Origin of the sequence: Streptomyces sp. NBC_00090 (assembly GCF_045160815.1) — a bacterium.
Lineage (GTDB): Bacteria > Actinomycetota > Actinomycetes > Streptomycetales > Streptomycetaceae > Streptomyces.
In genome coordinates this window covers 7,320,373-7,342,813 of sequence record NZ_CP108224.1, presented here as the reverse complement: position 1 = coordinate 7,342,813, position 22,441 = coordinate 7,320,373, and the positions used below count along the sequence as shown (strand labels likewise).

The 22,441-nt window shown below is 72.7% G+C and carries 26 protein-coding genes and 1 tRNA gene; 11 read left to right on the top strand and 16 right to left on the bottom strand.

Going from position 1 to position 22,441, the window contains the following annotated elements:
• Window positions 1-6: 6 nt before the first annotated feature.
• The 3 genes from OG361_RS32720 to OG361_RS32710 all read right to left on the bottom strand — a co-directional run bounded on the left by OG361_RS32720 (window position 7) and on the right by OG361_RS32710 (window position 2,029).
• Window positions 7-813: an SAM-dependent methyltransferase gene (locus OG361_RS32720; protein ID WP_384569560.1), complete on the bottom strand. Its 807-nt coding sequence runs from the start codon at window positions 811-813 to the stop codon at window positions 7-9.
• Between the two features lie 73 nt (window positions 814-886).
• On the bottom strand, window positions 887-1,123 hold the full coding sequence (locus OG361_RS32715; RefSeq protein ID WP_024761545.1) for a DUF397 domain-containing protein: 237 nt from the start codon (window positions 1,121-1,123) through the stop codon (window positions 887-889).
• On the bottom strand, window positions 1,124-2,029 hold the full coding sequence (locus OG361_RS32710; protein ID WP_405859286.1) for a helix-turn-helix transcriptional regulator: 906 nt from the start codon (window positions 2,027-2,029) through the stop codon (window positions 1,124-1,126). It lies immediately after the preceding gene.
• Window positions 2,030-2,292: 263 nt separating this feature from the next.
• Here OG361_RS32710 and OG361_RS32705 point away from each other — a divergent pair, with 263 nt between their 5' ends.
• From OG361_RS32705 to OG361_RS32695, 3 genes are all read left to right on the top strand, one after another.
• Window positions 2,293-2,736 (top strand): ATP-binding protein, encoded by a 444-nt coding sequence (locus tag OG361_RS32705; RefSeq protein WP_405862572.1) that lies wholly within the window; start codon window positions 2,293-2,295, stop codon window positions 2,734-2,736.
• Between the two features lie 5 nt (window positions 2,737-2,741).
• On the top strand, window positions 2,742-3,254 hold the full coding sequence (locus OG361_RS32700) for a hypothetical protein (RefSeq protein ID WP_405859284.1): 513 nt from the start codon (window positions 2,742-2,744) through the stop codon (window positions 3,252-3,254).
• Window positions 3,255-3,320: 66 nt separating this feature from the next.
• Window positions 3,321-4,046, top strand: a complete 726-nt coding sequence (locus OG361_RS32695) for a class I SAM-dependent methyltransferase (RefSeq protein ID WP_405859282.1) — start codon at window positions 3,321-3,323, stop codon at window positions 4,044-4,046.
• Here the strand turns inward: OG361_RS32695 and OG361_RS32690 are convergent.
• The 5 genes from OG361_RS32690 to OG361_RS32670 form a co-directional block, all read right to left on the bottom strand.
• Complete coding sequence (locus OG361_RS32690; protein ID WP_384569572.1) at window positions 4,033-4,392, bottom strand: zinc ribbon domain-containing protein YjdM; 360 nt, start codon at window positions 4,390-4,392, stop codon at window positions 4,033-4,035. The genes OG361_RS32695 and OG361_RS32690 overlap by 14 nt on opposite strands.
• A 106-nt stretch (window positions 4,393-4,498) precedes the next feature.
• Window positions 4,499-4,583 (bottom strand) — tRNA-Leu (locus OG361_RS32685).
• A gap of 430 nt (window positions 4,584-5,013) precedes the next feature.
• Window positions 5,014-5,688, bottom strand: a complete 675-nt coding sequence (locus OG361_RS32680) for a class F sortase (protein ID WP_405859280.1) — start codon at window positions 5,686-5,688, stop codon at window positions 5,014-5,016.
• 126 nt (window positions 5,689-5,814) lie between these two features.
• Complete coding sequence (locus tag OG361_RS32675) at window positions 5,815-6,375, bottom strand: hypothetical protein (RefSeq protein ID WP_405859278.1); 561 nt, start codon at window positions 6,373-6,375, stop codon at window positions 5,815-5,817.
• A 321-nt stretch (window positions 6,376-6,696) separates the two neighbouring features.
• On the bottom strand, window positions 6,697-7,653 hold the full coding sequence (locus OG361_RS32670; protein ID WP_384561002.1) for a beta-ketoacyl-ACP synthase III: 957 nt from the start codon (window positions 7,651-7,653) through the stop codon (window positions 6,697-6,699).
• A gap of 235 nt (window positions 7,654-7,888) precedes the next feature.
• On the opposite strand from OG361_RS32670, the gene fdhD reads away from it, so the two are divergent.
• Window positions 7,889-8,716 (top strand): formate dehydrogenase accessory sulfurtransferase FdhD, encoded by an 828-nt coding sequence (gene fdhD / locus OG361_RS32665; RefSeq protein ID WP_405859276.1) that lies wholly within the window; start codon window positions 7,889-7,891, stop codon window positions 8,714-8,716.
• 20 nt (window positions 8,717-8,736) lie between these two features.
• Here fdhD and OG361_RS32660 read toward each other — a convergent pair whose 3' ends face one another.
• The 3 genes from OG361_RS32660 to OG361_RS32650 are packed head-to-tail and all read right to left on the bottom strand — an operon-like array spanning window position 8,737 to window position 10,722.
• Window positions 8,737-9,120 (bottom strand): (2Fe-2S) ferredoxin domain-containing protein, encoded by a 384-nt coding sequence (locus OG361_RS32660; protein WP_384561009.1) that lies wholly within the window; start codon window positions 9,118-9,120, stop codon window positions 8,737-8,739.
• Window positions 9,117-9,638, bottom strand: a complete 522-nt coding sequence (locus OG361_RS32655) for an isochorismatase family protein (RefSeq protein ID WP_405859274.1) — start codon at window positions 9,636-9,638, stop codon at window positions 9,117-9,119. The genes OG361_RS32660 and OG361_RS32655 overlap by 4 nt, the downstream gene beginning before the upstream one ends.
• 25 nt (window positions 9,639-9,663) lie before the next feature.
• Complete coding sequence (locus OG361_RS32650; RefSeq protein WP_405859272.1) at window positions 9,664-10,722, bottom strand: bile acid:sodium symporter family protein; 1,059 nt, start codon at window positions 10,720-10,722, stop codon at window positions 9,664-9,666.
• Between the two features lie 122 nt (window positions 10,723-10,844).
• On the opposite strand from OG361_RS32650, the gene OG361_RS32645 reads away from it, so the two are divergent.
• The 4 genes from OG361_RS32645 to OG361_RS32630 all read left to right on the top strand — a co-directional run bounded on the left by OG361_RS32645 (window position 10,845) and on the right by OG361_RS32630 (window position 15,595).
• A complete protein-coding gene (locus OG361_RS32645; protein ID WP_405859270.1) occupies window positions 10,845-11,711 on the top strand; it encodes a LysR substrate-binding domain-containing protein in 867 nt (288 codons plus the stop codon).
• 515 nt (window positions 11,712-12,226) lie between these two features.
• Window positions 12,227-14,056: an AMP-dependent synthetase/ligase gene (locus OG361_RS32640; protein WP_405859268.1), complete on the top strand. Its 1,830-nt coding sequence runs from the start codon at window positions 12,227-12,229 to the stop codon at window positions 14,054-14,056.
• Window positions 14,057-14,281: 225 nt separating this feature from the next.
• Entirely contained in the window at window positions 14,282-15,076 is a 795-nt protein-coding gene (locus OG361_RS32635) for an aldo/keto reductase (RefSeq protein WP_384561500.1), read from the top strand.
• A 54-nt stretch (window positions 15,077-15,130) separates the two neighbouring features.
• Window positions 15,131-15,595, top strand: coding sequence for an RICIN domain-containing protein (locus OG361_RS32630; RefSeq protein WP_405859266.1), 465 nt, complete (start codon window positions 15,131-15,133; stop codon window positions 15,593-15,595).
• A 108-nt stretch (window positions 15,596-15,703) separates the two neighbouring features.
• On the opposite strand, the gene OG361_RS32625 is transcribed toward OG361_RS32630, so the two are convergent.
• Window positions 15,704-16,627 carry a class I SAM-dependent methyltransferase gene (locus OG361_RS32625; protein ID WP_405859264.1) on the bottom strand — a complete coding sequence of 308 codons (924 nt, stop codon included), beginning with the start codon at window positions 16,625-16,627 and terminating at the stop codon, window positions 15,704-15,706.
• Window positions 16,628-16,768: 141 nt separating this feature from the next.
• The gene (locus tag OG361_RS32620) at window positions 16,769-17,701 is read right to left on the bottom strand and encodes a cupin domain-containing protein (protein ID WP_405859262.1); all 933 of its coding nucleotides are present in this window, start codon (window positions 17,699-17,701) and stop codon (window positions 16,769-16,771) included.
• A 128-nt stretch (window positions 17,702-17,829) separates the two neighbouring features.
• Between OG361_RS32620 and OG361_RS32615 the strand changes: the two genes are divergently transcribed.
• A complete protein-coding gene (locus tag OG361_RS32615; RefSeq protein ID WP_405859260.1) occupies window positions 17,830-18,750 on the top strand; it encodes an NmrA family transcriptional regulator in 921 nt (306 codons plus the stop codon).
• Between the two features lie 98 nt (window positions 18,751-18,848).
• Here the strand turns inward: OG361_RS32615 and OG361_RS32610 are convergent, their stop codons facing one another.
• On the bottom strand, window positions 18,849-19,583 hold the full coding sequence (locus OG361_RS32610) for a class I SAM-dependent methyltransferase (protein ID WP_405862570.1): 735 nt from the start codon (window positions 19,581-19,583) through the stop codon (window positions 18,849-18,851).
• Window positions 19,584-19,654: 71 nt separating this feature from the next.
• On the bottom strand, window positions 19,655-19,960 hold the full coding sequence (locus tag OG361_RS32605) for a 4a-hydroxytetrahydrobiopterin dehydratase (RefSeq protein ID WP_405859258.1): 306 nt from the start codon (window positions 19,958-19,960) through the stop codon (window positions 19,655-19,657).
• A gap of 91 nt (window positions 19,961-20,051) precedes the next feature.
• Between OG361_RS32605 and OG361_RS32600 the strand changes: the two genes are divergently transcribed.
• Window positions 20,052-20,873 (top strand): helix-turn-helix domain-containing protein, encoded by an 822-nt coding sequence (locus OG361_RS32600; protein WP_405859256.1) that lies wholly within the window; start codon window positions 20,052-20,054, stop codon window positions 20,871-20,873.
• On the opposite strand, the gene OG361_RS32595 is transcribed toward OG361_RS32600, so the two are convergent.
• Window positions 20,863-21,285: a hypothetical protein gene (locus tag OG361_RS32595; protein WP_384561040.1), complete on the bottom strand. Its 423-nt coding sequence runs from the start codon at window positions 21,283-21,285 to the stop codon at window positions 20,863-20,865. The two genes, OG361_RS32600 and OG361_RS32595, sit on opposite strands and share 11 nt — an antisense overlap.
• Before the next feature lie 386 nt (window positions 21,286-21,671).
• Between OG361_RS32595 and OG361_RS32590 the strand changes: the two genes are divergently transcribed.
• Window positions 21,672-22,343: a hypothetical protein gene (locus tag OG361_RS32590; protein ID WP_405859254.1), complete on the top strand. Its 672-nt coding sequence runs from the start codon at window positions 21,672-21,674 to the stop codon at window positions 22,341-22,343.
• Window positions 22,344-22,441: the final 98 nt, after the last annotated feature.

The following is a 22,441-nucleotide window of genomic DNA, read 5'->3' as shown; positions in this document are numbered from 1 at the left end:
CCCCCGTCAGGGCTTGCGGGCCACGGCGGCCCACCCCGGGATGGGGTCGTCGCCCTGGACAGGGACGGGCTCGCCCAGCTCCGGATGCCACTCGGCGGTGAGCGAGACCCCCGGCTCGACGAACTCCAGGCCGTCGAAGAAGGCGGCCAGCTCGTCGCGCGAGCGGGGCCGCAGGGTCAGCCCGCGCGCCTTGTACATGGCACTGGCCTTCGCCGCGCCCTCGGGGTCGAAGTCCCCGGTGACGTGGGAGAGGACGACGTAGCTGCCCGGGGCCAGCTGGTCGACGAGCTTGGCGACCAGGTCGTAGGCCCCGTCCTCGTCCCCGACGAAGTGCAGCAGGGCGAGCATCGACAGCGCGATGGGCTTGTCGAAATCAAGGACCTTTCCGGCCCTTTCGAGGATGATCTCGGGGTCGCGGGCGTCCGCCTGGATGTACTCGGTGGCCCCTTCCGGGGTCGAGCGCAGCAGGGCGGCCGCGTGCGCGAGAACGATCGGGTCGTTGTCGCAGTAGACGATGCGGGACTCCGGCGCGGCCGCCTGCGCGATCTGGTGCAGATTGGGCTCGGTCGGGATGCCCGTACCGACATCCAGGTACTGCCGGACACCGTTGGCGCTGAGCCAGCGGATGGCGCGGTGCATGAAGGCCCGGTTGACGCGGGCCATGTCCCGGCCCCGGGCGTCGACGGTGAGCAGCTGCTTCGCCATCGCCTCGTCGACCGGGTAGTTGTCCTTGCCGCCCAGGAACCAGTCGTACATGCGCGCCGGATGCGGCTTGCTGGTGTCGATCCGTGCGGATGCGGGGTCCTGGGTCATCGGCTCTCCTGGTCGGGACGAACGAGTAGCACTGCAGCAAGAGTTACGCGACGGTACGGGCGGGGCGGAAGGGTCAGGTGAGCAGAAAATCAGCCTGACCGGATTTGGCCCCCTGGATGAAAGCGGCGATCTCCCCGTGGGTGTAGATGAGCGCGGGTCCTTCAGGGTCTGCGGACTGTCGCACGGCGACTCTGCCGTCGGCCAGCTTCATGGCCTCCACACAGTTGCCCCCGTTCCCGCCGCTCCAGGGCTTGTGCCAACCATCGACACCGAGCTCAGCGGCGGGCATGCCGTTGTATATGCGATCCATTCACAGCTCCTTGCGGAGATCCCGGAGAATCTCCTTCGTGCGTTGTGCAGTCGCGGCCTGAGCCGCCATGCGGTCCATGACCTCCAGGTGGGATGCCACCTCGGGGCGCGCGTCGAGATAGACGGCGCCGGTCAGGTACTCGCTGTAGACCATGTCCGGGAGTTCCGGCATGGCGAAGCGGAAGAGGACGAACGGTCCGTAGGTGCCGGGGTGGTGGCCGGACGCGAACTCCGCGATCTGCAGGGTGACGTTCGGCAACTCGGACGCTTCGAGCAGCCGGTCGAGCTGGTCGCGCATCACTTCGGGCCCGTCACCGACCGGTCGGCGGAACACCGTCTCGTCCATGATCACCCAGAACTTCGGGGCGTCCTCCCTGGTCAGCAGGGACTGGCGCTCCATCCGTAGGGCTACATGGCGCTCGGTCTCCTCGGCACGCTCCGCGACGGCGTCTTCCGTACGCCTGGGGTGCTCCGCGTCGTTGCCACCGACCGCCCCGCTGCGCAGAATGGCTCGGGCGTAGGCCTCGGTCTGCAGGAGACCGGGGATGAACTGGGGTTCGTACGCCCGGATCAGGCTGGCGGCCCCCTCCAGGCTCACGTACATGGAGAACCAGCCCGGCAGCACGTCGTGGAACCGCTGCCACCAACCCGGGAGGTTGGCCTCCTCCGTAAGGGCGATGAAGCCCTCCGCCTCGGAGTCCGTGATCCCGTACTCCTTGAGCAGGAGTTGTACGTACGGGATCTTCAGCGCGACCTCGGCCGTCTCCATGCGCCGGACGGTGGCCGGGGCCACCCGGAGGATCTTGGCCGCCTCTTCCCTCTTCAGGCCGGCCCGCTCGCGCAGGTCCTGCAGACGCCTTCCGAGAACGACCTGTCCCACCGTGGGGGCGGACCGCGGCTCGCTCACTCTCGACCTCCCCGACGCACTGTTTTCGATGAGTGTGCCACGAAGCCAGGCCGTAGAGAACACGGCACTCTGCAATTTTCAGAGTGCCACTTGCCAAGTGTCCGAGTCAGGAGGACAGTGTTCCGGTGAACCAGTACTCGCTGCTGCCGTGCGCCACCGCGCCACGGGGGCAGCGCCGTACGGCACTCCTGCCCACTGTTGTGAGGAACCGGTCCGTGGCTTCTGGTAACGCGCAGCCTTCAGCTCTCATGAGCCCTCGAGTCATGGCCCAGCGCCCGCAGCCTCAGACCGACACCCATACCGACACCGTGCGCCGCTTCGCCTTCGAGCTCCCGGCCCTGACCGCCTCGGTGGCACGGGCCCGTCGGCTCGCGGAGGAGCGCCTCATCCTGTGGGGCTGCGGTCCCGGGATACGCGACACGGTCGCCCTGGTCGTCTCGGAACTCGTCACCAACGCCGTGGTGCACACGGCGAGCGGCCGCGTGGTCTGCGAACTCCGCGAGGGCGAGGACACCATGCGCATAGCGGTACGGGACGAGGGCGGTCCGGCGGGACCGCGGATGCGCGACTGCGGCGAGGAGGAACGCGGCCGCGGACTCCTCATAGTCGACGCGCTGTGCACCGCCTGGGGCGCCGACCGCACCGGTCACGGCACGGCACAGATCGTCTGGGCGGAACTGGCCCACGGCATGGGGGAACCGTGCTGAGGTCGATGGCCGCACTGCTGATCCCCCGGTCGGTCCGCAAGCCACCGGAGACACCCGCCGTGCCGAGACAGCGCGGCACATCGGATCACAGGGGAACCCGCCCCAAGGGCCTCGGCCCCAGGTCGTCCGAGTCCAGGACCCTCGACTCCGCGGAGCTCGGCGCGACCCGCCTGGCCGTCCCCGTGGGCCTGCACACGGGCCTCGGCTGCGACGCGGTCGGCGTCCCGGCCCGCTTCGGCTTCAAGATCCTCTCCCGCCTCCCCGCCAAGGGCTGCGTCTACGCAGACAGCGACTGGTGGTGGTGGCTGGTCCCGGCCGGCTCCGACCTCGACCTCACCTGGCCGCTCCCCGCCTGTTACGCGCCGGGCGCCGAGATCCCGGACCGCGGCCCACGCCTCGTCCACCACCCCGACGGCACGTCCCCCTACACGCCGCCGATCCCCCTCTACCTCCTGGCCTGCCAGCTGACGGGCACCGCCCCGTCCTGGTCGGCTCCGCCGGTACGCAGCGCGCTCTGACGCGCGGGTCGGACGAGCGTCGTGCGCTCTGCCGCTCGGGGGCCGTGACGGCATAGGCTCGGATCCATGTTCACCCCGCAGGGTCCCAGCCTCCGCGAGCTGACCGTCCAGGCCCTCTCCTCCGTCGAGCACGGCTACGACCTGCTCGCGGACAAGTTCGACGCGACCCCCTTCCGCACCTCCGACCGTCTCCTGAGCGCGGTCGCCGGCGGTCTGGAGGAGCTCGGCCCCTTCGACACCGGGCTCGACGTGTGCTGCGGCACCGGCGCCGGGCTCGGCGTCCTCCGCTCCGTGTGCGCGGGCCGGATCACGGGCGTCGACTTCAGTACGGGGATGCTGGCCGCGGCCCGCCGCGCCCACCCGTCGGCCGCCCTGGTCCGCGCCGACGTCCTGGCCCTGCCCTTCGCGCCGGTCTTCGACCTGGCGGTCAGCTTCGGCGCCTTCGGCCACTTCCTCCCGGACGCCCAGCGCACCCTCTTCGCCCAGGTCCACGCCTCGCTCCGGCCGGGCGGCACCTTCGCCTTCCCGCTCCCGGCCCCGCCCCCGGTCGGCTCGCGTCTCTACTGGACGCTGTGGGGCTTCGACGCGGCCATGCGCGTCCGGAACGCGCTCTGGCGTCCGCCGTTCGTCATGTACTACCGCACGTTCCGCCTCGCGGACGTCCGCTCCCGCCTGGTGGACGCGGGCTTCGACGTATCCCTGAACCCGATCGAGGCCCTGGGCCGCCGGGAGGACGGCAGCCCGCACTGCCGGCTGGTGGTGGCGCGGAAGCCCGACGTCAGGCCTTCTTGACCACGCTGGACTTCAGCTGCATGGCGCCGAAGCCGTCGATCCGGCAGTCGATGTCGTGGCCGTCGACGCCGTCGACCAGCCGGATGTTGCGGACCTTGGTGCCCGCCTTGATCCCGGACGGGTTGCCCTTGACCTTGAGGGCCTTCACGACGGTCACCGTGTCGCCGTCACTCAGCACGTTGCCGACGGCGTCCTTGATCACGACTTCTCCGGCGGTGTCCGCGCCGGCGGCACCGTCGGCGGCCGGGACCCACTCGTGGCCGCACTCGGGGCACACCACCAGGTTGTTCATCTCGTACGTGTACTCACTGGAGCACTGGGGGCAGGGAGGAATGTTCTCGATCACTCCCTCAGGATAGGCGCCGCCCGCCCTCGCCATCCCGGCCGACCGCTCCGCCTGTGGAAAACGAGAAGTGCCGGTCGATACGAGATCGACCGGCACTTCCCTTCGGTGTCCGAGGGGGGACTTGAACCCCCACGCCCGATAAAGGGCACTAGCACCTCAAGCTAGCGCGTCTGCCATTCCGCCACCCGGACAAGGTGTCTGTCGTCTTGGGTTCTCCCCGCGGCGACAGAGATAACTCTACCAGGGGTTCGAGGTGCGCTTCACCAGTGTTTTCCGTGGTCAGTGGCGTGCGACGGCCCGGTTCACCTTGATCAAGTCCGCGTCGCCCTGTCGCACGTACGCCATGCCCTCGCGTACTCACACAGAGTGAACGAGGAGTGCCGATGAGGTCGCGTTCCTTCCCGGCGCTCTCTTGCCGGCGGTGGCCGCCGGGTGAACGTAAGGGCAGCCCGCGCGGAGCGCCGCGGCGGCGTGGAGCGTGCTGGGTGGGAGCCCGACGCCCCCCGACGCCGGCTCCGTGGAGGCCACATTGACGACCACTACGCGGTCCAGGCCAATGCTCACCCGGCAGTCCGTCATGTCCGCGGTGAAGGCGACGGGAGGTGGAGACGGCGGCGATGGTCAGCGCACTTCGACGAGGCGGGCCGAGACCACCACGTTGCCCTCGTATCCGGTCTCCTCGGTGAAGGTGCCGCCGCAGGTGATGAGCCGCAGCTCGGGGAGGCCGGAGTCGCCGTAGACGCGGGCGGCGGGGAAGCCCTCCTTGGGGACGACCTCGGCGCCGTACACGGAGAAGACGGCGGTGCGGCCGTCCCGGCGGACGACCTCCACACGGTGGCCCTTGCCGAGGGCGCCCAGGTCGTAGAAGACGGCCCGGCCTCGCGGGGTGTCGACATGGCCGACGACGACGGCGGTGCCCCGCTCGCCCGGGGTGACCGCGCCGGTGAACCAGCCCGCGAGGTGGTCGTCCTCGGGCGGCGGGGCCTCGATCCAGCCGTCCGTGTCGAGGCCGACCTCCGTGACGGGCGCGTCGACGCGGACCGCCGGGACGCGGACCCGGACAGGCGGCGAGGCGGGCAGCGGATCGGGTACGGAGGCGGGGGCGGGCCCCCCGTCGACCGCCCGGCTCCCGTCGACCGCCCCGCTCCCGTCGGGGGCGGCCACCGCGACGGGCTGCGGGGGGCCTTCGGCGCGGAGCTCCTCCGCGCCGCCGCGCACGAGGTGCACGCCGACCAGGAGGACGACGGCGACGACACCCCAGGCACCGTGCCTCCCCGTACCGTTCGACCCCTGCACGGCCGCCCTCCTCCGTCTCCCGTCTCCGCGCGGGTGATGGCGCCCCGCGCGCGTTGGCGCCCCTCCGCCCCGGACCTCGTCACACCGGGGCGGAGGGGCGGTTTCGGTCCCCCCGGGGTGCTGCCGTCAGGGGCTGCCGTCGGCGCCACGGCGGCGGGTCAGCACGACGGCGGCGCCGAGCGCTCCGGCGATGAGCAGGACGCCCGTGACCAGTTCGGTGGTGGCGAGACCCTCGTCGGCGGAAGCGGCCCGGGAGCCGAACCCGGCCTTCACGCCCTTCTGGGCGCCGGGGGACGTGTCGGGGCCGGTGACGGTCTCCGTGTCGTGACCCGGGCCGGTGGAGGCGGCGATGGTGAGGCTGGTGGTACCGCGCTCGCCCTTGCAGTCGAAGGTGATCTCGTAGCGGGCGCCGGCCTTCGCGTCGAAGTCGACGTTGGCGGTGCCCGGGCGGCCCTCGCTCAGGGTCACCGTGTCGAACACGCCGGAGGTGACGGTCACGGACGGCACCTCGCAGCCGTCGGAGGTGAGGGTGACGGTGCCGCCGGGGGCGACCGTCGCGGGAGTGACGGAGAAGCCGAACGACGTGATGTTCGGTTCGTTCTCGTCCGCCAGGGCCGCCGGCGCGGCGGCGAGGCCCACGACCGCGGCGGTGAGCAGGGCGGCGGAAGCGACACGTATCGCGCGCATGGCGGTCCTCCAGATCACGCGAGGGTGCGGAGGCGGAGCGATTCCGCGCCCGGTGCTGGACGACCCTCACCGCGATCGAAGCTAGGTCCGGCCACGGCGCGCCGCCACCGGGCTCCGCCGAACGGGGCACGCAGCCTCGCGGCCGCCCGCTGCTCGGCAGGCACGGCCCCCGGGCCCACTCCGGGGCTCACCACGGGGGCCACTCCGGGGCTCACTGCGGGGCCGCTCCGGGGCCCGCTCGGGGCCCGCTCCGGGGCCGCTCCGGGATCCCCTCCGGGACCCGCTTACCGTCTCCTGCCTGACCCGAGGCCCCGCGTCGCGCTACGGGACCCGGACGACCTGGCCCGCGTACGAGAGGTTGCCGCCGAAGCCGAAGAGCAGGACCGGGGAGCCGGAGGGCAGTTCGCCCCGCTCGACGAGCTTGGCCAGGGCCAGCGGGATCGAGGCGGCGGAGGTGTTGCCGGAGTCGACGACGTCGCGGGCGACGATCGCGTTGACGGCGCCGATCTTCGCGGCGAGCGGCTCGATGATCCGCAGGTTGGCCTGGTGCAGCACCACGCCCGCGAGCTCCTCGGGGGCGATGCCGGACCGCTCGCAGGCCTTGCGGGCGAGCGCGGGCAGCTGCTGGGTCGCCCAGCGGTAGACGGACTGGCCCTCCTGCGCGAAGCGCGGCGGGGTGCCCTCGATCCGGACGGCGTTGCCCATCTCCGGGACCGATCCCCACAGGACCGGGCCGATGCCGGGCGGGTCGCCCGCGTCCTCGCCCTCGACGGCCTCGACGATCGCGGCGCCCGCGCCGTCGCCGACGAGGACGCACGTGGTGCGGTCCGTCCAGTCGCACACGTCGGTCATCTTGTCGGCGCCGATGACGAGGACCCGGCGGGCCCCGCCGGCCCGTACGGCGTGGTCCGCGGTCGCCAGGGCGTGCGTGAAGCCCGCGCAGACCACGTTGAGGTCCATGGTGGCGGGCGAGGTCATGCCGAGGCGGGCGGCGACGCGGGCTGCCGTGTTGGGCGAGCGGTCGATCGCGGTGGAGGTGGCGACGAGGACGAGGTCGATGTCGTCCGGGACGAGCCCCGCGGCCGCCAGGGCCTTGCCCGCGGCGTGTGCGGCGAGCTCGTCGACCGGCTCGTCGGGCCCGGCGACGTGCCGGGTGCGGATGCCGACCCGGCTGGTGATCCACGCGTCGTCGGTGTCGACCAGTTCCGCGAGGTCCTGGTTGGTGAGCACCTTGGCAGGCTGGTAGTGCCCGAGCGCGGCAATGCGAGTGCCCGTCATACCGGGACCCCCTCGGTGGTTCGTTCGTCCGGCAGGACCCCCCAGTCTTGCCAGCGACTGATCGGTAACAGGTGACGTAACCCACCAACATTCCCCCGTAGCGCTTGGCCGACCATGACAAGGGCCGAGGTGGGGCACGGCCCACGGGTGGCGGAGAATGGCCTTTTCACGGTCGATTCCGTCGCGATTTCGCGGCTGAACGGCCTTCCCCGCGAGAGAATCGAGTGCGGTCACGATGGGACGGGTCACCGAGCGTCGGCGTGTCATGCGGATCCGTGACGGGGCGGTGAACACCCGGCCCGACACTCTGGTGGCGGAGGAGCCGCTGGAGATCCGGCTGAACGGCCGCCCGATCGCGATCACCATGCGCACGCCGGGGGACGACTTCGCGCTCGCGGCGGGCTTCCTGGTCAGCGAGGGCGTCCTGGCGGCCGCCGCGGACGTGCGGAACATCGTCTACTGCGCGGGGGCCACGGAGGACGGCAGCAACACGTACAACGTGGTGGACGTGCAGCTGGCGCCGGACGTCGTCGTCCCGGACATCACCCTGGAGCGGAACGTCTACACGACGTCCTCGTGCGGGCTGTGCGGGAAGGCCAGCCTGGACGCGGTACGCACCACGGCCCGCTTCCCGATCGCCGACACTCCCCCCGTACGGCTCACGCCCGCGCTGCTGTCGCTCCTGCCCGAGCGGTTGCGGGCCGCGCAGCGGGTCTTCGACTCGACGGGCGGGCTGCACGCGGCGGCGCTGTTCACGGAGGACGGCGAGCTGCTCGACGTACGGGAGGACGTGGGCCGCCACAACGCCGTGGACAAGCTGGTGGGGCGGGCGCTGCGGGAGGGTCTGCTGCCGCTGGAGCGGGCGGTGCTGCTGGTGTCGGGGCGGGCTTCGTTCGAGCTGGCGCAGAAGGCGGTGATGGCGGGGATCCCGGTGCTCGCCGCCGTCTCCGCGCCGTCCTCGCTCGCCGTGGACCTGGCCGCCGAGACGGGTCTGACGCTGGTCGGTTTCCTGCGCGGGACGCATATGAACGTGTACGCGGGCGAGCACCGGATCGCCGTCTGATCCGGTGATCCGGGTGCGGGTCAGTTCTTCGGCGGGTCGATCATCTGGAGCGTGAGGGTGGCCGGGGGCTTCGCCAAACCGGGGCCGCCGGCCGCCGTCCAGGCGAGGATGTCGTCGAGGCAGTCCTCGTCCAGGGTGAAGCCGATCCAGGCGGCCCGTCCGCCGCGGCGGCGGCCCTCGGTGGAGGGCTGGACGACGACGATGTTGGCCTGGGCGCAGGGGCCGAGGCAGTCGCTCGTACGGACCGCGAGCCGGCCGCCGGAGGCAGCTGCGGCCTCGCGGAGGCGGGCGAGCTGGGCGGCGTGGTCGGTGCCGGGGTTCTTGCGGGCGTCGCCGCAGCAGCAGCCCCGGCAGACGACGAGGGAGCAGGGGCGGGCCCCGTACCGTATCGGGACCGGTGTCACGCGGGGCCGTCCAGGGTGATGTCGGCGACGGCGGCGACCGTGCCGAGGCGGGGGAAGTCGAGCTCGACGGAGGCCCGGTGCTCGTCGGCGGTGAGGGCGGTCATCGCGTCCTCGGCGAAGACGAGGTCGTAGCCGAGGTCGCAGGCGGCACGGGCGGTGGACTCGACGCCGAGGTTGGTGGCGATGCCGCCGAGGACGAGGGTCTTGGCGCCCGATCCGGCGAGCAGCTCGTGGAGTCCGGTGTCGTGGAACCCGCCGATGGTGCGCTTGACGACGACCGAGTCGCCGTCCTCGACGAGGTCGGGGACGAGCTCGCTGCCGGACGGCTGGACGGCGACGTTCGGCCGCTCGACCCGGATGTGGACGACGGGCGCACCGGCGGCCCGGAAGGTGTCGGCGAGCCTGGCGGCCGCGGCGAGGACGTCGGTGCCGGGGCGGGGGGCGAGGGGCAGCGCGACGATGCGCTCCATCAGGTCGACGAGGACGAGCGCGGTGCGGCCGGAATCGAGTGAGGGCATGGGAGCACCGTAGCGGCCCGGATGATCATCGCGGGGCGGGTGGGGGTGTGATCCGGCCGACGGGTACGGGTACGGAGGCGAGGGCGGAGGCGGGGGCCGGGTCCGGGTCGCGGGACCGCCGGCCGGCGACGACCGCGCAGACCATCAGCTGCATCTGGTGGAAGAGCATCAGCGGGAGCACGGCCAGCGAGGCGTGCGCGCCGAAGAGGACGCTGGCCATGGGCAGTCCGGCGGCCAGGCTCTTCTTCGATCCGGCGAACTGGATGGCGACGCGGTCGGCCCGGTCGAAGCCGAGCCGCTTCGCCCCGAACCAGGTCAGTGTCAGCATCACGGCGAGCAGGACGGCCTCGACGGCGAGGAGCAGCCCGAGGCGCGCCGGGGTCACCAGCTGCCACACGCCGGCGACCATGCCCTGGCTGAAGGCGGTGTAGACGACGAGGAGGATCGAGCCCCGGTCGACCCGTCCGAGGACCTTCTTGTGGCGGACGAGGAAGCCGCCGACCCAGCGGCGCAGGAACTGCCCGGCCAGGAACGGCACGAGCAGCTGGAGCACGATCTTCATGAGGGAGTCGGCGGAGAGGCCGCCCGCGCCGCCGAGGAGCAGCGCCGCGAGGAGTGGGGTCAGGACGATTCCGGCGAGGGAGGAGAAGGATCCCGCGCAGATCGCCGCGGGGACGTTGCCCCGGGCGATCGAGGTGAAGGCGATGGAGGACTGGATGGTGGAGGGCACCAGGCAGAGGAAGAGCAGACCGCCGTAGAGCTGCGGGGTGAGCACGGTGGGGACGAGGCCCCGTGCGGCGAGCCCGAGGAGGGGGAAGAGCAGGAAGGTGCAGCCGAGGACGGTGAGGTGGAGCCGCCAGTGCCGGAGGCCGTCGAGCGCCTCCCGGGTGGAGAGCCGGGCCCCGTAGAGGAAGAACAGCAGCGCCACCGCCCCGGTCGACGCGCCCTCCGCGACGGTGGCGGCTGCCCCGGAGGCGGGGAGGAGCGCGGCGAGGCCGACGGTGCCGAGGAGCGCCAGGACGTACGCGTCGACGGGGAGCCGGGACGGCGGACGGAGGGTACGGCGGGTGGCGCGGGGGTTCATGGTCTTCAGCTCTGTCGAGTGCGGGTGCGCTTCCATCCTGGTCCAGCGGGCGGTGATCGGGAATCCCGCACAGCACTCTGACTGTCATCGTGTTCCGTGATGACAGGGGCTACGGTCGTCATGTGTACGAACCCACGCAGCTGCGCACCTTTCTCGCCGTGGCCCAGACCCTGAGCTTCACGCAGGCCGCGCGCCGGCTCGGCGTGCGGCAGTCGACGGTCAGCCAGCACGTACGGCGCCTGGAGGAGGCGACGGGGCGTCCGCTGTTCACCCGGGACACGCACAGCGTGGAGCTGACGGAGGACGGCGAGGCGATGCTCGGTTTCGCGCGCTCGATCCTCCAGGCGCACGAGCGGGCGGCGGCCTTCTTCAGCGGGACCCGGCTGCGCGGGCGGCTGCGGTTCGGCGCGTCGGAGGACTTCGTGACGACCCGGCTGCCGGAGATCCTGGAGTCCTTCCGGCGCGAGCACCCCGAGGTCGACCTGGAGCTGACGGTGGAGCTGTCGGGGACGCTCCAGGCCCGGCTCGCGGCAGGCCGGCTGGATCTGATCCTGGCGAAGCGCCGCGGCGAGGAGAGCGAGGGCCGGCTCGTGTGGCAGGACTCCCTGATCTGGATCGGGGCGCCGGGGCTGCGGGTCGAACCGGACCGTCCGGTGCCGCTCATCCTGTTTCCGCCGCCGGGCATCACGCGGGCGCGGGCGCTGGAGGCGCTCCAGGCGCAGGGCCGGGCGTGGCGGATCGCGTGTACGAGTTCCAGCCTGAGCGCGAACGTCGCGGCCGCCCGTGCCGGGCTCGGGGTGATGGCGCACACGCGCGGCCTGGTGCCGCAGGGGCTCGTCCCGGTACCGGCCCGCGCGGGGCTTCCGGAGCTCGGCGAGGTCGGCTTCGTCCTGCTCCGGGGGCGGCGGGGCGGGGCGACGCAGGAGGCGGCGGACGCGTTGGCGGAGGCGATCCTGGCGGGCGGTGACCGGCTGCACCGGCCGCGGTGAACGGCCGGACCGGCCGCGGGTGAACGGGCGGAGCGGGCAGCCATGACCGGACGGACCGGGTAGCCGTGAACGAACGGAACGGGCAGGTGAACGAACGGAACGGGCAGCGGGAACGGACGGACCGGGCAGCGCCCTCCGTGCCGGACCGACCGCACCGGCCACCCCGGACCGACCCCGGCCGCCGCGCCGGGCCGCGTTCCTCGGCGGGACCTCGCGGACCGGCCACGGCGCCTTCCTCCCGCCCTCCCGTGAGCAGGGGGTACAGATTCCGTGGAGATTCACGCCCGGCGGACGTACCGAGCGGTCGGCAACGGCGCCGCCGTACCCGCGAATTGCCCCCGTCACCCGCTCTGACCTGTGCGAACGCGGAATGTCCCGGCTTGGTGAAGGCCCTCCCACCGGGCTGGCGGGTGGGGTACCGTCACCCGCGCTGTACGGAGCGCTACAGCGGTCCCTTTCAGCCATCGAGCCATCGTGCCGTCGTGCCGTCGAGCCGGTGAGGGAGGAGCAGGCCAGTGCGTGAGTTCACCGTGCCGCCCGTCGCGGCGGCGCCTCAGGTCGGCGGTCTTGCGGACGCCGTGTTCGATCACGCCCTCGCCGACCCGGACCGGGTCGCCCTCGGCCGCAAGGGCGCGGACGGGCAGTGGCGGGACGTGACGGCCGCGCGGTTCCGGGACGAGGTCCTCGGCCTCGCGAAGGGGCTGATCGCGCAGGGGGTGCGGTTCGGCGACCGGGTCGCGATCATGTCCCGTACGCGCTACGAGTGGACGCTCTTCGACTTCGCGCTGTGGACGCTGGGCGCGCAGCCCGTGCCGATCTATCCGACGTCCTCCGCCGAGCAGGTCTTCTGGATGCTGCACGACGCCGAGGTCACGGCGTGCGTGGTGGAGCACGAGGACCACGCGATGACGATCGGTTCGGTGGTCGACCGGCTCCCCCGGCTCCAGCGGCTGTGGCAGCTGGACGCGGGGGCCGGGGCCGTGGCCGAGCTGACGGAGGCGGGTGCGGAGATCGACGAGGAGGTCGTGCAGCGGCACCGGCGGGCGGTGACGCCGGAGTCGGTCGCCACGGTCATCTACACCTCGGGGACGACCGGCCGCCCGAAGGGCTGTGTGATCACCCACGCCAACTTCATGTTCGAGTCGGACATGCTGACCGGCCGCTGGGAGCCGGTCTTCCGGTCCCGGCCCGGGGAGCAGGCGTCGACCCTGCTGTTCCTTCCGCTGGCGCACGTCTTCGGGCGGATGGTGCAGGTGGCGGCGGTCCGGGGCGGTGTGAAACTCGGCCACCAGCCCGTGATGACGGCCTCCGAGCTGCTGCCGGACCTGGCGGCCTTCCGGCCGAGTTTCGTCCTCGCCGTCCCGTACGTCTTCGAGAAGGTCTTCCACGCGGCCCGCCGCAGAGCGGAGAGCGAGGGGAGGACCGCCCCCTTCGACAAGGCCGTGGAGGTGGCGGTCGCGTACGCGGAGGCCCTGGAGCACAAGGCGTTCGGCATCGGCCCGGGGCCGTCCGCCGCGCTGCGCGTGCAGCACCAGTTCTTCGAGAAGACGGTGTACGGGAAGGTCCGCGCCGCCCTGGGCGGGCGGATGCGGCACGCGATGTCGGGCGGCTCGGCGATGGCCCGTCGGCAGGGGCTGTTCTTCGCGGGCGCCGGCATCACGATCTTCGAGGGGTACGGGCTGACCGAGTCCTCCGCGGCCGCCACCGCGAACCCGCCCGAGCGGACCCGGTACGGCACGGTGGGGCAGCCGGTCCCCGGTACGACGGTGCACATCGCGGAGGACGGCGAGGTGTGGCTGCACGGCGGGCAGGTCTTCTCCGGCTACCTCAACGACCCGCGGTCGACGGCGGCGGTGCTCAACGACGGCTGGCTGGCCACCGGTGACCTGGGCTCGCTCGACGAGGACGGCTATCTGACGATCACCGGGCGGAAGAAGGAGATCCTGGTGACCTCGGGCGGCAAGAGCGTCGCGCCGTCGGGTCTCGAGGAGCGGGTGCGGGCGCACCCCCTGATCGCCCAGTGCATCGTCGTCGGCAACGACCGGCCGTACATCGCCGCGCTGGTGACGCTCGATCAGGAGGCGGTGGAGCACTGGCTCGCGATGCAGGGGCGGGCGCCGCTCTCGCCGGCCGAGCTGGTGCGCGATCCGTCCCTGGAGACGGAGCTCCGGCGGGGGGTGGTGGCGGCCAACACGCTGGTCTCGCAGGCCGAGTCGATCCGGACCTTCCGGATCCTGGCGCACCCCTTCAGCGAGGAGCACGGGCTGCTGACCCCGTCGCTGAAGCTGAAGCGGAAGGCGATCGAGCGGGCGTACGCGGCGGAGGTCGAGGCGCTGTACGGGTGAGGCGTCGTACGGGTGAGGCGTCGTACGTGTCAGGCGGGCGGCGCGGAATGCCGAGGGGTCCGTGATCGTTGACGCTGGAAGGTACCTCTGTACGCCTCGTACGACCAGGACGCGTACACCCGGTACGACCAGTAGAGCCCGCGACGACGTAAGGATCCTCTCCACGTGAGCACGGACAGCACCCCCGGCCAGGTCCCCTCGGTCACCCTCAACAACGGCGTGCGCATGCCGCAGCTGGGCTTCGGCGTGTGGCAGGTGCCGGACGACGAGGCGGCGACGGCCGTGACCACCGCCCTGGAGTCCGGCTACCGCTCGATCGACACAGCCGCGATCTACCAGAACGAGCGGGGCACCGGGCAGGCCGTCGCCGCCTCCGGGATCCCGCGCGAGGAGCTGTTCGTCACGACCAAGCTGTGGAACAGCGAGCAGGGTTACGACTCGACGATGCGCGCCTTCGACGCCTCGCTCGACAAGCTGGGCCTCGACCACGTCGACCTGTACCTGATCCACTGGCCGCTGCCGTCGAAGGACGCGTACGTCGACACGTACCGGGCGTTCGAGAAGATCCACGCGGACGGGCGGGCGAGGGCGATCGGCGTCTCGAACTTCCTTCCCGAGCACCTGGAGCGGCTGATCGGCGAGACCTCGGTCGTGCCCGCCGTCAACCAGATCGAGCTCCACCCGCAGCTCCAGCAGGGGGCCTCGCGCGAGGCGCACGCCCGGCACGGCATCGCGACGGAGGCGTGGTCGCCGCTCGGCCAGGGCAAGGGGCTCCTCGACGTGCCGGCGATCGTGGCGATCGCCCGGAAGCACGGGCGGACGCCGGCCCAGGTGGTCCTGCGCTGGCACCTCCAGCTGGGGAACGTGGTGATCCCGAAGTCTGTGACCCCCTCGCGCATCCGCGAGAACATCGACGTCTTCGACTTCGAGCTGGACACGGAGGACCTGGCGGCGATCGCCGCCCTGGACGAGAACCGCCGTATCGGTCCGGACCCGGCGGAGTTCCACGTCGGCGCCTGAGAAGGGGCGCCCGGGGGAGAACGCGTGGGAGAAGTGCGAGAAGGGGAACGAACGGTGAGTGGTGCCCCGACGCCGGTCGAGGAGGGCCTCTACCGCATACGGAACGTGGCGAGCGGACTGCTCCTCGAGGTGTACGAGGGGTCGAGCCGCAGCGGTGCCAAGGTGCAGCAGGGGGCCGAGAGCGCGACCCCCGGGCAGCACTGGCACATCACGCCCGTGCCGAACGGCGGCGGGCTGTACCACCTGGTCAACGCGGCCAGCGGGAAACGGCTCGACGTCATGAACGCGTCCACGGAGAACGGCGCCCTGATCCAGCAGTGGAAGCCGAACAACTTCGGCGCCCAGGAGTGGGTCATCGAGCGGGACCTCCAGTCGCCGGGGACGGTGGCGCTGGCGAGCTTCGTCAGCGGGCTTTACCTGGAGGTCGCGGACGGCTCGCGGGACGCCGGCGGAGCCGTACGGCAGTGGGAGGACACCGACTCCCCGTTCCAGTGGTGGCGGCTGGAGCCGGTGTCCTGACACGCGGCGCCCCGGGGGCCGGGCACCCCCGGTCCCCCGGGGCGCCCGGCCTCATCGCCTCGCCGCCTCGCCGCCTCGGCATCCCGGCGCCCCTGGCGCCCCCGGCCGTCAGCCCTTGCGGGCGGTGTGGACGGTGCGGGCCGTGAGGTGGAAGAGGTCCGTGCGGTGGTGCAGGGACTTCTCGTCGGCCGGGTCGAGGAGCCGGTCGAGCGTCTTCCGGTCGTCCGGGTCGATCCGCTCGCCGAGGCCCTCGCGCAGCCGCTGGTAGTGGGCGAGGGCCAGCTCGCGGACGACCGGGGAGACGGGCGCGGGGACGTCGGTGAGGAAGGTGCGGGTGCCGGCCGGGGTGAGGCCGACACCTGCGAGGAGCGCCCGCCAGTCCTCCGGCTCGTCCTTGAATCCGGGCAGTTCGGTGCGCATCCCGCTGAACGAGTCGGCGTGGGCGGCGGCGAGGCGGGCCTCCAGGCCAGGTCGGCCGATGCCGATGTGCCGGGGCAGGTAGCGGGTGGGCAGGCCGCCCTCGACGAGGGCGATCAGGCCGCCGGGGCGCAGAAGGCCGGCGAGCTCCGCGAGCGCGGCCCGCTGGTCCCCGATGTGGTGGAGGGAATTGCCGGCCCAGATCAGGTCGGCCTCGCCCAGGGTGCCGATGTCCTCGGGGAGTTCGGCGTGGAGGGTGGAGACCCGGGGGCCGAGGCCTCGGGTCCCGGCACGGTCGCGGGCCCGCACGAGGAGTTCGGGGGTGCCGTCGACCGCGACGGTCTCGGCGGCCGGGAAGGCCTCCGCGAGCAGGCTCGTGACGACACCGGGACCGCTGCCGATGTCGAGGATCCGCCGGACGCCGTGGACCGGGGCGAGGGTGCCGAGCCAGGCCGCCGCGTCGAGGTAGGCGGGGCTCGCGATCTCGGCCTCCCGCTCCAGGACCGGGGCCAGCTCGTTCCAGTCCAGGTGGGTGCCGTCGTGGCGATGGCCGTGACCGTGGCCCTGGTCCTGCTGGTGGTCGTGGCCGTGGTGGGATGCGCGGTGCTGACTCATGGTTCCAGGGTGCCGTGGGGCGGCAGAACACGCGAGAAATGTTGCCGGTCCGGCAACGAACACAAGGGCGGGCCGTACGGTCGCTCGCTCGGTCGGCCGGTCGGCCGGTCGGCCGGTCGGCCGGTCGGTCGGCCGTACGGCTCAGCTCCGGGCGCGGTGCTCCTGCGGGCTGAGGCCCCGGACCCGCTTGAAGGCCGCGCTCAGGGCGAACGCGCCGCTGTAGCCGACCTGTCGGGCGACCGCCTCGACGGTGGCGTCCGTCTCGCGCAGCAGGTCGGCGGCGAGCGCGAGCCGCCAGCCGGTGAGGTACGCCATCGGGGGTTCGCCGACGAGCTCGGTGAAGCGCCTGGCGAGCGCGGCCCGGGACACGCCCGCCTTCGTGGCGAGGGAGGCGACGGTCCAGGGGTGGGCCGGGTCGTTCTGGAGCAGCCGGAGCGCCTGGCCGACCACGGGGTCGCCCATGGCCCGGTACCAGGCGGGCGCCTCGGCTCCCGGCCGGGAGAACCAGGCGCGGACCCCGGCGATGAGCAGCAGGTCGAGGACCCGGTCGAGGACGACGGTCTGACCGGGTTCGTCGCGGGCGATCTCCTCGTCCAGGAAGGGCATGAGAGGGCAGTTCCACACCTCGGCGGGCAGGTGGAGCAGGGCAGGCAGCGCGTCGAGCAGTCGGCGGCCGACCTCGCCGTCCATCCGATAGGTGCCGACGAGGACCGTGGTGCTGCCGTCCGGGGCGTTGCCCCAGGTGCGGACGCCCAGCCGCATGGTCTGGGCGAGCGGCTCCCCGGTGAGGGTGGTGCAGCCGCCGTCGGGGCCGATCCGGGCGCGGGGCGGTGCGTCGGGGGCGTGGGCGACGGTGTACGGCTCCGGGCCGCGGGCGATCGCGATGTCGCCGGGCCGGAGGAGGACGGGTTCACCGGTGTCGTGGACGATCCAGGCCTCGCCCTCGGTGACGCACATGAGGCAGAGCGGCGCGCCGTCCTCGATCCGTACGGACCACGGCGGCTCCATGATCATGCGGAGCAGGAAGGCGCCCTTGGCCCGGGGCCCGTCGAGGAGTCCGGCGAGTGCGTCCATGGTCCGCAAGCGTAGGGGGTGCGGAGGGTGGGACGGAGGCCTAGGGGGTGCGGAGGATGAGACGGAGGCGTAGGTGGGTGAGACGGCGGAGCATGGGCGGGCGGGGCCGTGGGCGGGAGGCTTGAGCCATGACGACGAACACGCAGAACACGCGGAACATCCAGAGCGCCCAGTCCACCCCGAGCACGCAGGACACCGGGAGCGCGCACGGCGATCAGGACGCTCGGAGCACGTCGACCGTCCTGGTCACCAGCGCCTCCGGCAAGACCGGTCGGCGCGTGGCCGAGCGGCTCGGGGCCCGCGGGGCGACCGTCCGCGCCGGGTCCCGTACCGGCACGACCCCCTTCGACTGGGAGGACCCGGCGACCTGGGGCCCGGCGCTGCGGGGCGCGGACGCCGCGTACGTGGCCTACTACCCGGACCTCGCGGCTCCCGGCGCGGCCGGGGCGATGAGCACCTTCGGCCGGCTCGCCGCCGAGAGCGGGGTGCGGCGCCTGACGCTGTTGTCCGGGCGCGGGGAGCCCGAGGCCGTCGTGGCGGAGGAGGCCCTGCGGGCGGCGGCCGCCGGGGTCGAACTGACCGTCGTCCGGGCCTCGTTCTTCGCGCAGAACTTCTCCGAGGGGCTGCTCGCGGAGGGGGTCGCGGAGGGCGTGCTGGTCTTCCCGGCCGGTGACACGGCCGAGCCCTTCATCGACGCGGACGACCTGGCGGACGTGGTCGTCGAGACCCTGACGGCGGACGGGCACGCGGGCCGGGTCCATGAGGTGACGGGGCCGCGGCCGGTGGGCTTCGCGGAGGTGGCGGCGGAGATCTCGCACGCCTCGGGACGCCCGGTGGTCTACGAGGCGGCGTCCGAGGCCGAGTACGCCGGACTCCTCACCGGCTTCGGCCTCCCGGCGCCGGAGGCCGAGTGGCTCGCGGCGCTGTTCGCGACGCTCCTCGACGGCCACAACGCCTCGGCGACGGACGGGGTGAAGCGGATCCTGGGCCGCGAGCCGCGCGCGTTCGCCGCGTTCGCCGCGGACGCCTGGGGCGGGGCGGAGTCCTGAGGGGTCGTCCTCAGGCGTAGCGCAGCGCCGGCGTCCGTACGGTCTCGGCGAGGCGGGCCCGGAGCTCCTCGGGTCCCAGGACCTCCACCTCTGAACGGTCAGCCGCGCCTGACGAAGCGGGCCAGCCGGTATCGGGGGTCGTCACGGGGGCGATCCTGGTCCGGGAGGGCCGCGAGGGCGGCGGCGAGCGCGTCGATGGACGCCGTGTCGCCGTCGAACCAGGAGGCGAAGTAGCCGCTGCGCAGCTTCCGCGCCGTGTCGCGCGGGGTGCGGCCCTGTCCGTGGCCCGTGAAGTGGGTTCCGGGGGCGGGGGCGAGGCCGTGGGCCGCGGCGTGCCGGGTGATCAGGTCGGAGCGGTCGGAGGCGGCGGCGTGCGAGCGGTGGGGGCGCAGGAGCTCGTCGATGTCGCTGCCGACGTCGTGTGCGGCGTCCTTGTCGACGGTGGCGACGAGGACGCCGCCGGGGCGCAGTACACGGGCCGCCTCGGCGACGATCCGCGGCGCGAAGGGGACGAGGTGCAGCAGCCAGACGGCGGTGACCGCGTCCACGGAGGCGTCGGGCAGCGGCAGCCGTCGGGCGTCGGCGCGGACGGTCCGTCCGGGCAGACGCCCGTCGGCCGTCCGCAGCATGGCGTGGGCGGCGTCGGCGCCGTACACGTGCAGCCCGGCCCTGGTGAGCCGTTCGGTGACGAGGCCGGTGCCGCAGGCCACGTCGAGCAGGGTGCGGGCGGTGGCCGGCACGAGGCGGAGCACCGCCTCGGCCGCGGCCTCGGCGCGGGGCACTCCGCCGCGGGTCCGGTCGTAGTGCGCCGCTTCGGCCTCGTAGTCGAGCATGGTGTCCGCCATGCCGGTGATCCTACGAAAGGCATCGGAGGAGGCCGGAGGAAGCCGGAGGAGACAGGGGGTCAGGCGGCACCGTGGCCGGGGGCGATCCCTTCGACGCGCTCGGCGAGCTGGAAGTCCTTCTCGGTGACGGCCCCGCCGGCGGAGTGGGTGTTCACGGACAGGGCCACGGTGTTGTAGCCGAGGGTCAGGTCGGAGTGGTGGTCGAGCTCCTGCTGGATCTGGGCCACGTGCACGACGAGCGCGGTCGCGGCGAAGTGGTCGCCGAGCCGGTAGCTGCGGGCGAGACGGTCGCCTTCGAGGGACCACCCGGGGAGCTCCCGCAGACGGTCCTCGATCTCCTTCTGCGACAGCGGCTGTGTGGGCACGATGGTGCTCCCTCCGGTCGGGTGGTGCGCGGTGAAGGACAGGGTCCCGGGGAGAACGTACCCGGGTCCCCCTCTGGGATACCGTCTGGCCATGACAACTGTCGTGAGCGACACGGGGGTAGGGCCGCTGCTGCGCAGCTGGCGTGAGCAGCGCCGGCTGAGTCAGCTGGAGCTCGCGCTGCGCGCAGACTCCTCGGCGCGACACATCTCCTTCGTGGAGACGGGCCGTTCCCGGCCGAGCGAGGAGATGGTCCTCCGGCTCGCCGAGCACCTGGACGTGCCGATGCGGGAGCGGAACGCGCTGCTGCTCGCCGCCGGGTACGCCCCCCGGTACACGGAGTCGCCGCTCGACGCCCCGCGCCTGGAGGCGCTGCGGGAGGGCATCGAGCGGCTGTTGCAGGGGTACGAGCCGTATCCGGCGTTCGTGGTGGACGGTTCGTACACGGTGGTGGCGGCCAATCGGGGCATCGGGCTGCTGCTCGACGGGCTGCCGGAGCATCTGCTGGCCCCGCCGCTGAACGCGATGCGGCTCACCCTGCACCCGGAGGGCCTGGCGCCGCGGATCCGGAACCTGCGGGAGTGGCGGGGGCATCTGCTGGCGCAGATGGAGCGGCAGATCGCGCTGGCCAGGTCGGAGGCGCTGCGCGCGCTGTACGAGGAGGTGGCGGCCTATCCGCTGCCGCCGGGCGCCGAGGACGAGAGCGCGCCCGACGACGAGCCGTACCCGTACATCGCGCTGCCGATGCGGATCGAGCACGACGGGCGGATCCTGTCGTTCGTGTCGTCGATCTCGACGTTCAACACGCCGATGGACGTGACCGTCGCCGAGCTGGCCATCGAGACGCTGCTCCCGGCCGACGCGGAGACGGTCGCGTACCTCCGGTCACCGGCCGCGGCCCCGGTCAGCGAGTAGCCGCGACGGCCCGCAGCGCGGCCCACTGGAGCCCGGCGAACCCGGCGACGGTGACCGCCTGCATCGGCGTCCACAGCAGGCCGGCGGTGGTCGGCTCCAGCCAGGCGACGAGGGCGACGATGCTCAGGACGGCCCAGAGCGCGTTGGCGTCGACGACCAGCTTCACGGCGAGCGCCGGGGGCTGCGGGCGGCTCGCGAGCCAGGCGACCCCGGCCGCGAACAGGGTCAGGAAGACACCGAGTTCGAGCAGCAGGCCCGCGTCGACGCCGAGGAGCTCGCCGAGGGGGCCGGAGGCGGTGAGGTAGGCGAGCCCGTTGGCCCCGGTGACCACGGCGTCGAGGGCGAGGAAGCGGCGCACCGCGGAGTGGGGGCGGGTGGTGCGGGCGAGGCCGGCGAGCAGGGCCTGGGACATGGCGGATCACCCTCCATGGGGGACGTTCGTGCTGGTGGTGGGTCCGGAGCCCGAGCGGAGTGCGCCGCCCGGGTTCCGGTGTCCCTGAGCATGCCGCGAGGCCCGGGGCGGGTCGATTACCTGTCAGGTAATGCGGAGCCCCCCGGAGCCTCGATCGGGCGCCCCCTCCCCCAGGCTTCAGGGAGCCACGGCGGTCGCCGAGGTTCGCCTGCGTCCGCCGGATGTCGCCGCGCGTGAAACCGGGCTGGTCGGGCCGACGTCATATCGCCGGATCCTGTGGATCCGACCAACCACTCCGACAGGGGATGACGGAAATGGCATCAACCACCTCTACTGACAGGTCGGCTTCGCGCCGTGTCACCTTTGGCGTCCTGGCGGCGGGGCTCATGCTGCCGCTGACCCTGTCGGCGTGCTCCGGCGACGCCGAGGGCCCCTCGGTGAAGGACTCCGCGCGCGGATCGCAGTCGGCACCGAGCCGTGGGACGGAGACCGGCTCGCGCGACACCGCGGACCACACCGTGCCCCTCATCGGCACTCCCGTCCGCAGCTACGCCGCTCCCAGCCTTGCCGCGTTCGTCCGCCAGTCCAAGGCCGTCAACGTGATCAGCGGCACGGTCACCGCCACCCGACCGCTGGTCACCGAGTCGGCTGCCGTTGTCGAGACGATCTTGACGATCTCCGTGGAGCGGCAGCGGGACACCGGCGCCCCTACCACCGTCGAGGTGCGGGAGCAGGGAGGAATCGTCTCGGTCGCACAGGTGCGCTCCGACTTCGAGGGCAAGCTGGGACGCGATTTGACCGATGAGGAGTTGGCCGAGACGGTCGACTACCGCATCAACGGGATCGAGCACGCGCGAGTGGGCGATCGAGTCCTCGTCGTGGTGGCCGAAGACACCTCCGTGCAGAACGAGGGCGGCTACGTCAGTCTGGCCCTGCTCGTCGGGGAAGACGCCGCAGGCGCGTCGTCCAAGGCGAGCTCCACGAAGTTCACCTGGCCCGGTGAAGCCCCGAACCCGGCTTGGGAGAGCGTGGTCGACGCGGAGTCCCTCATGCGGTGAGAAGTGAGGCTGCGGATGGTGTCGAGCGCCGGGGCGACGAACACGATTCGGGAAGCGTGCCGGACTTCGGACAACCGTGTCGCCGCTCCCCCGCCGTG